This window comes from Bartonella sp. PS7NMGDW (genome assembly GCF_042193585.1).
Lineage (GTDB): Bacteria > Pseudomonadota > Alphaproteobacteria > Rhizobiales > Rhizobiaceae > Bartonella > Bartonella grahamii.
The window spans coordinates 80,059-86,234 of the sequence record NZ_JBHILX010000010.1 but is presented as its reverse complement, the minus strand read 5'-3'; the positions used below and the strand labels follow the sequence as shown (position 1 = coordinate 86,234).

6 protein-coding genes are annotated in these 6,176 nt (G+C 42.0%); 5 read left to right on the top strand and 1 reads right to left on the bottom strand.

Annotation, left to right across the window (positions count from 1 at the left end):
• Positions 1-2,463: 2,463 nt before the first annotated feature.
• Positions 2,464-3,033 (bottom strand): hypothetical protein, encoded by a 570-nt coding sequence (locus ACFIKJ_RS07035; protein WP_375625340.1) that lies wholly within the window; start codon positions 3,031-3,033, stop codon positions 2,464-2,466.
• A gap of 87 nt (positions 3,034-3,120) precedes the next feature.
• Here ACFIKJ_RS07035 and ACFIKJ_RS07030 point away from each other — a divergent pair, with 87 nt between their 5' ends.
• From ACFIKJ_RS07030 to ACFIKJ_RS07010, 5 genes are read left to right on the top strand one after another with little or no spacing between them, the layout of a single operon-like run.
• Entirely contained in the window at positions 3,121-3,690 is a 570-nt protein-coding gene (locus tag ACFIKJ_RS07030) for a hypothetical protein (protein ID WP_375670382.1), read from the top strand.
• A 58-nt stretch (positions 3,691-3,748) separates the two neighbouring features.
• Positions 3,749-4,375 carry a hypothetical protein gene (locus ACFIKJ_RS07025; protein WP_375670381.1) on the top strand — a complete coding sequence of 209 codons (627 nt, stop codon included), beginning with the start codon at positions 3,749-3,751 and terminating at the stop codon, positions 4,373-4,375.
• A 24-nt stretch (positions 4,376-4,399) separates the two neighbouring features.
• A complete protein-coding gene (locus ACFIKJ_RS07020) occupies positions 4,400-4,723 on the top strand; it encodes a hypothetical protein (protein WP_375670380.1) in 324 nt (107 codons plus the stop codon).
• A gap of 58 nt (positions 4,724-4,781) precedes the next feature.
• Positions 4,782-5,375 carry a hypothetical protein gene (locus ACFIKJ_RS07015; RefSeq protein WP_375651914.1) on the top strand — a complete coding sequence of 198 codons (594 nt, stop codon included), beginning with the start codon at positions 4,782-4,784 and terminating at the stop codon, positions 5,373-5,375.
• A 56-nt stretch (positions 5,376-5,431) separates the two neighbouring features.
• Positions 5,432-6,115 carry a hypothetical protein gene (locus ACFIKJ_RS07010; RefSeq protein WP_375670379.1) on the top strand — a complete coding sequence of 228 codons (684 nt, stop codon included), beginning with the start codon at positions 5,432-5,434 and terminating at the stop codon, positions 6,113-6,115.
• Positions 6,116-6,176: the final 61 nt, after the last annotated feature.

Genomic DNA, 6,176 nt, shown 5'->3' with positions numbered 1-6,176 from the left:
GGGTTGGGCAGTATCCGTTGAGGGGAAGGATGCACTCTTTTTGAGGGCGGAGTGCATCCTCTACAGTTTGGATACTGCCTTATGAGGGTTGGGCAGTATCTTTTGAGGGGAAGGATGCACTCTTTTTGAGGGCGGAGTGCATCCTCTACAGTTTGGATACTGCTTTCATGAGGGTTGGGCAGTATCTTTTGAGGGGAAGGATGCACTCTTTTTAAGGCGCGGAGTGCATCCTCTACAGTTTGGATACTGCTTTTATGAGGGTTGGGCAGTATCCGTTTGAGGGGAAGGATGCACTCTTTATGAGGGCTGGAGTGCATCCTTTCCATGGATTGAATGCACTCTTTGGAGGCTAGAGTGCATCCATAGGGAAAGGCATATTCTATAAGAAACAGAGATAACCAAAAGATTTTTTTTTATATTTTATATTGGTAGGTTGCTGTATTTGCTAGGGTAGGGCTATTCATTTTTTATTCTCAATATTTAAGATGATTATGTGATCAGGGTTGTTCGTCAATACAATCGTAAAAGACGTTGAGTATTTTTATAAAAATTAAGATATTTTTGTGCCTTTTTCTTGTTTTTTTTATGTTTACACAAGATTTACACTGCTTTTCAACAGTTTGTTTTTTTTGCTTCGCTAATGGCGGTGGCTAAACACTTCAATTATTTTCACTGCCTCAACACCGCATTAAAATAACAATGCTTTATAATATGACAAAATGAGCTGTATAACGTTTGATTCTTGAGGGATGCTAGAAAGAGGGGGATGTTAGGAGCGATGTTGTATATCTTTTTAGTTTATCTCTTAAAGCAGGAAGATGAACATATTTGAGAAGAATATGAAGTGCTATAGATGAAACTCCGTCTTTCCGGATCTATTTTTTATTTGGCCGGATCTATTTTTTATTTGGTTTGACAGTTAAAGAGCAATAGCTGAATGGAATCACGCTTGTCTCATGTTTTTATCCTCACGCTTTAGTTTTTTCTCGTGGGGATGCAAGTTTTTTAATGGGGTTTTACGTGAGTCGCGTAAAACAGAATGTTCCAAACAGAATATACTTGTGTTGCACATTTACGTCCTTGATTTAAAAACATCATGTTGTCTTATCTCACAATAATGTTGGTGAATGGGATAATGGAGAAATCTCTTGTGAAGTGGATCAGCCCTTTTTAAAATCGCATAAGGCGAAAGCCAGCACTATCATACTATTTTAGCATCTCATGGGATGACAGCCTTTGGCTCTTGAGCGTGTTCATAAGAGGCATCTTGCTTTTTTATCTTCGAAGTGTGTTATTTCATATGTCTCTCATGTTGGTAACGTGCAAAAGATATGCTGTTGATTGATGCAATATGAAATAAATTTGAAATGAGACAATCCCTATGATACTCGGGTCGCTTAATTTTAATATGAATAACGCGCGATTATAATTATAAATCAAAATGGTGCCATGATACATCAACCGGTTGGTGGGCTACAGGATAAAGAAAGTCGTCAAACATAAGTCATTCTGTTATGTCGTAAAACACTGTCATTTGCGGTTTGGTGATATGAGAGCCAGCCGGCGCTTTGGATATATTGAAGTGTTTTTTAAAGGGCGTGGTGAATCTTTAGGGCAGAGCTTGCTCGTGTTGCATCTTGAGTTCAGCTGAAAATCCCTGAATAGAAAACAAAGAGTGAATGGAAAACCAAGAGTGAAGTCTATCCAAGCTGTTTGTAGATCAGATTGGGTTAAGAACCTTTGTTCTTTGAGGATCGAACGCAAGCCAACTTGATAAAAGAATGATCTAGTTTGCGGGGAGATTTTATGGAGGAATATAACAAAGCTCATAAGAGAGTGATTTAAGACAATACAGTTATAAAAAAGTACAGTCATAAAAAAAAGTCCTCCGTTGTAATCAGAGGACTAAAAGCAGGAGAATTTTAACATTGGCTTGTAGGACATGTTAAAAAAATGAATTTAAAAGACCGTATCCAATCCACAAATTCATACTTACAAAACTATTACACTAAAATTAGCAGAGAATTCAAAATATATCAATATAAAAAATACTTTTTACAAAAAAGAAAATTTTGTCATTTTGCATTAAAAATTAATGAATACTTTTTCAATTGAATATTTATTTTGAGACTCGACATTAATTAAACAATTAAATTGTATTTAAATAAACTGTATTTAAAGCTGTTATGATGCATGCAAGCATCTTAAACAAAACTTATTCTTCAATAAGCACGAATAAACTTAAAAGAACCTCATGATTACAGGACTGGTGTGGGAGCAGGGTTTTTGTTTTTAAGGGTGTGGAGTGTATCTTGAGTGGGTGTGGAGTGAAGTATTGTCCTTTTGGGTGTGAGGGGTGAAGTGGTGGAAGAGGTTGGGGAGAGCTGCTGGATGATTAAGCGGTGTGGGGGGCTTTAGAAGGCGCAGCAACATGGGAGGCAGATTTGAATGGCGAGGAGGGGATTATTCAGAATGTTTATGGTTTGCATATCCCCAATGAAATGCGAGCAAGTCTAAACAATCTCGTAAATGATCGGCAAGGGAATTTTGTTTGCGTTTTGAAGAATTTAATTCTTTGATTGCTTGTCCATAGCCGATAACGCGTTCAAGCAGTGAATAGCCAAGAATACCCAGTTGAACTTTGATTGTTCTTAAATGATTGGATGCTTCTATTTGACGTTCAATGGGGTGTGTGTACCCTTGGCTACAGGAAACCTTTTCACGGGTATAGTCAAGGCTCATGTGGAGATCGGCTTGACTTTGACGCCAGTAAAAATAAAAACGTTCTGCCGCTTTATATTGGGCTTTGCTGAGATGTCCTTTCGCATATAAAAGTGCAATGGGATGGCTTTGTGTATTGGCAATGGCATTGATGGTGCGCGGATTGCTGGAACTTTCTGGATGATTGGGTTTAAAATAAGGATTACGCGTTTCAACAGCAATTTCTTGCGTCTTTAAATGACCAATGTGCTTTCCTTGATTTTGATGATCAAGCGGGCAGGTTTGTGTATTTTTTTTCTCGTGATGGGTCATAGCATCTCCTTAAAAATTTTAACTTTGCTTCTCGTTTTTTAAAAAATGTTGCTTGCTCTAGGTAAAAGAGGGGGATGAGAGGAAGACATGTGTTGGAGTGTGCGTGTTGGGTATGCGCTCTTGGGGGTGATTTGGACTGTTGCGCTTGTGTGGGGGAGCCCCATGGATTTGGCTCTTGAAAGGAGGGGTGTTTTGTTGCATGGTGGATTTTCCTTGAATGGCTTGATGGGGAGTGGCATGATGTTGCGCGGCGCTTTGTCTTTGAAAAGATTGGTATTTTTCTGCATTGCGGTTTTTGTCTTTGTGTCTGTTTATATGGAAATGAAGGCGTTGGGGATGACGTGGGGCGTATTTTTACGGGCTGTGGTATTTTATGGCACTCCCGGCATTTTCCTTATGTTTGGTTATGAAGTAATGCAGCGGCGTGGTGTAAATCAGGGTTTGTTCTTCAAGATGGTGTTGTTGAGCTTCATTTTTGCTGCTGTCATTGATTTTATTTATGCGCAAGCCGAGCACTTTGGTTTGACTTGGGTGTGGTTCTCAAACAGGTGGGTGTTTAACATTCTTTTTGGCGTTGTCTTTGGCGTTATTCTTGGGCTTATTGGTTTAGGAGCAAGGCGTCTTGGGTTTAGGCTTTCATTCTTTGAAAAGGATTGATCTTTTGCTGCATTTTTGGCATGGTCTCTGATTTTTACTTAATAAAGGAGCGGGGCGTATGGTGGTTGCGCGGGACATGTTTTTGAAGGGGCTGGCGTTTTTCTGCGTTATTGGCTTGGTCCTTGGTTTTGCTTATGAGGATGCGGGGCGACCGGTTATGACGTGGGAGGTGTTTTGGCAGGGGGTGGAGATTTCTTGCATTGCTGGAGCGACCCTTTGTTTTATTGTTGTGGGAGCAGACCGTAAGACTGTATCGTGGGGCGTGTTTTTCAAGGCTGTGGTGTTTTGCGCCATTGCTGTAGTGGTTCTTGGCTTTGCTTATAAGGGAGTGAAGCGTTTTGATATATCGTGGGAATTTTTAGTGATAGGAGCGGTGTTTGTTGCATTGCTGGACCTGTCCTTGGTTTTGCTTATGAGGGTGCGGGGTAAGGGGATATCGCGTGGGGTGTCTTTTTTGAGGTTTCTGGTGTTTTGCGGCGTTGTTGGAGCTGTTGTTGGATTGGCGCATGTGGGCGCTAAGCATATGGGGGTTCGCTGGTTTGTGATCTTTAACAATGGGGTGTTTGTGGGCACTATTGGACTTGTTCCTTTTTTTGCTTTGGAGGGGATACGGTGTATGCGTGTACTGTTGGGGTGGTGCTTAAAAAGAATGAGCATTTTTCTTTTCCACGGGCGTGGTCTTTGATGTTCTTTCTGTGAGGGGTATTTGATGTCGAACGATGTGATGTTTTGGCAGTGGTTGGGGTTTTTCTGCTTTGTTGCTCTTGTCTTTGTTTCTATTTATGCGGCAATGAGGTCTTTTGGGGTTACAAGGAAGGCTTTTTTAAAAAATTTGGCGTTGAGCTTCATTATTATCGCTGTCTCTAAGTTTGTTTATGCGCAAGCTGAGCTCTTTGGTTTGACTTGGGTGTGGTTCTCAAACAGGTGGGTGTTTAACATTCTTTTTGGCGTTGTCTTTGGCGTTATTCTTGGGCTTATTGGTTTAGGAGCAAGGCGTCTTGGGTTTAGGCTTTCATTCTTTGAAAAGGATTGATCTTTTGCTGCATTTTTGGCATGGTCTCTGATTTTTACTTAATAAAGGAGCGGGGCGTATGGTGGTTGCGCGGGACATGTTTTTGAAGGGGCTGGCGTTTTTCTGCGTTATTGGCTTGGTCCTTGGTTTTGCTTATGAGGATGCGGGGCGACCGGTTATGACGTGGGAGGTGTTTTGGCAGGGGGTGGAGATTTCTTGCATTGCTGGAGCGACCCTTTGTTTTATTGTTGTGGGAGCAGACCGTAAGACTGTATCGTGGGGCGTGTTTTTCAAGGCTGTGGTGTTTTGCGCCATTGCTGTAGTGGTTCTTGGCTTTGCTTATAAGGGAGTGAAGCGTTTTGATATATCGTGGGAATTTTTAGTGATAGGAGCGGTGTTTGTTGCATTGCTGGACCTGTCCTTGGTTTTGCTTATGAGGGTGCGGGGTAAGGGGATATCGCGTGGGGTGTCTTTTTTGAGGTTTCTGGTGTTTTGCGGCGTTGTTGGAGCTGTTGTTGGATTGGCGCATGTGGGCGCTAAGCATATGGGGGTTCGCTGGTTTGTGATCTTTAACAATGGGGTGTTTGTGGGCACTATTGGACTTGTTCCTTTTTTTGCTTTGGAGGGGATACGGTGTATGCGTGTACTGTTGGGGTGGTGCTTAAAAAAATGAGCATTTTTCTTTCCCACGGGCGTGGTCTTTGATGTTCTTTCTGAGAGGGGTATTTGATGTCGAACGATGTGATGTTTTGGCAGTGGTTGGGGTTTTTCTGCTTTTTTTCTCTGGCCTTGATTTTTATTTATAAGGGAGCAAAGCGTCGCTCTGTTACAGAGTGGGTGTTTTGGAGATGGGTGGTGCTTTATGGCGTTGTTGCCACCTATCTTGGTTTTGTTTATGTGGGCGTGGGCAGGCGCGCTGTTGACGGGGAGCTGCTCTTGAAGGGGGCGGTGTTTTCTTGCATTTTTGCAACTGTCCTTGGTTTGGTGCATCTGGGTGTCAAGAGTATGCCTGTGGCGGGGCAAGTGTTCGTAAAGGCGGTTATGTTTTGTTGCCTTATGGGCTTTATCCTGTGGTTTGCTGCTGTGGGCGTCAGAGATATGGATAGCATAAGAGCGGTATTCTTAAAGGTTTTGCTCTTGTCTGTATTGTTGAAAGTGCTCTTGGGGTTCTTTATACGCGAGCAAAGTGATACGGTGCTACAGAGGTTGTTGCGTGCTTTGAATTTTGTGCTGTTTTTCTGCATTTTGGCACTAATTCTTTGTTTTACCCGTCTGGGAGCAGAGAATCTAGGGTTGAGCTGGCTTTGGTTCTCGAAGGATTGGGTGTTTTTATTCATTTTTGGATTTACCCTTCCTTTTGTTTGTGAGGGAGCAAGGTGTGCGCGTGTTCTATGGGCTTGGTTCTTGAGGTAGCTGGTGTTTTTTTCTCCATGGGTGTGGTCTTTAATTTTACTGTGGGTTATTTTGGATATTG

Bases quoted from the DNA above. Each gene is read 5' to 3' on its own strand.
- ACFIKJ_RS07035 (WP_375625340.1), bottom strand. From the start codon at position 3,033: ATGACCCATCACGAGAAAAAAAATACACAAACCTGCCCGCTTGATCAT.
- ACFIKJ_RS07030 (WP_375670382.1), top strand. From the start codon at position 3,121: ATGTGTTGGAGTGTGCGTGTTGGGTATGCGCTCTTGGGGGTGATTTGG.
- ACFIKJ_RS07025 (WP_375670381.1), top strand. From the start codon at position 3,749: ATGGTGGTTGCGCGGGACATGTTTTTGAAGGGGCTGGCGTTTTTCTGC.
- ACFIKJ_RS07020 (WP_375670380.1), top strand. From the start codon at position 4,400: ATGTCGAACGATGTGATGTTTTGGCAGTGGTTGGGGTTTTTCTGCTTT.
- ACFIKJ_RS07015 (WP_375651914.1), top strand. From the start codon at position 4,782: ATGGTGGTTGCGCGGGACATGTTTTTGAAGGGGCTGGCGTTTTTCTGC.
- ACFIKJ_RS07010 (WP_375670379.1), top strand. From the start codon at position 5,432: ATGTCGAACGATGTGATGTTTTGGCAGTGGTTGGGGTTTTTCTGCTTT.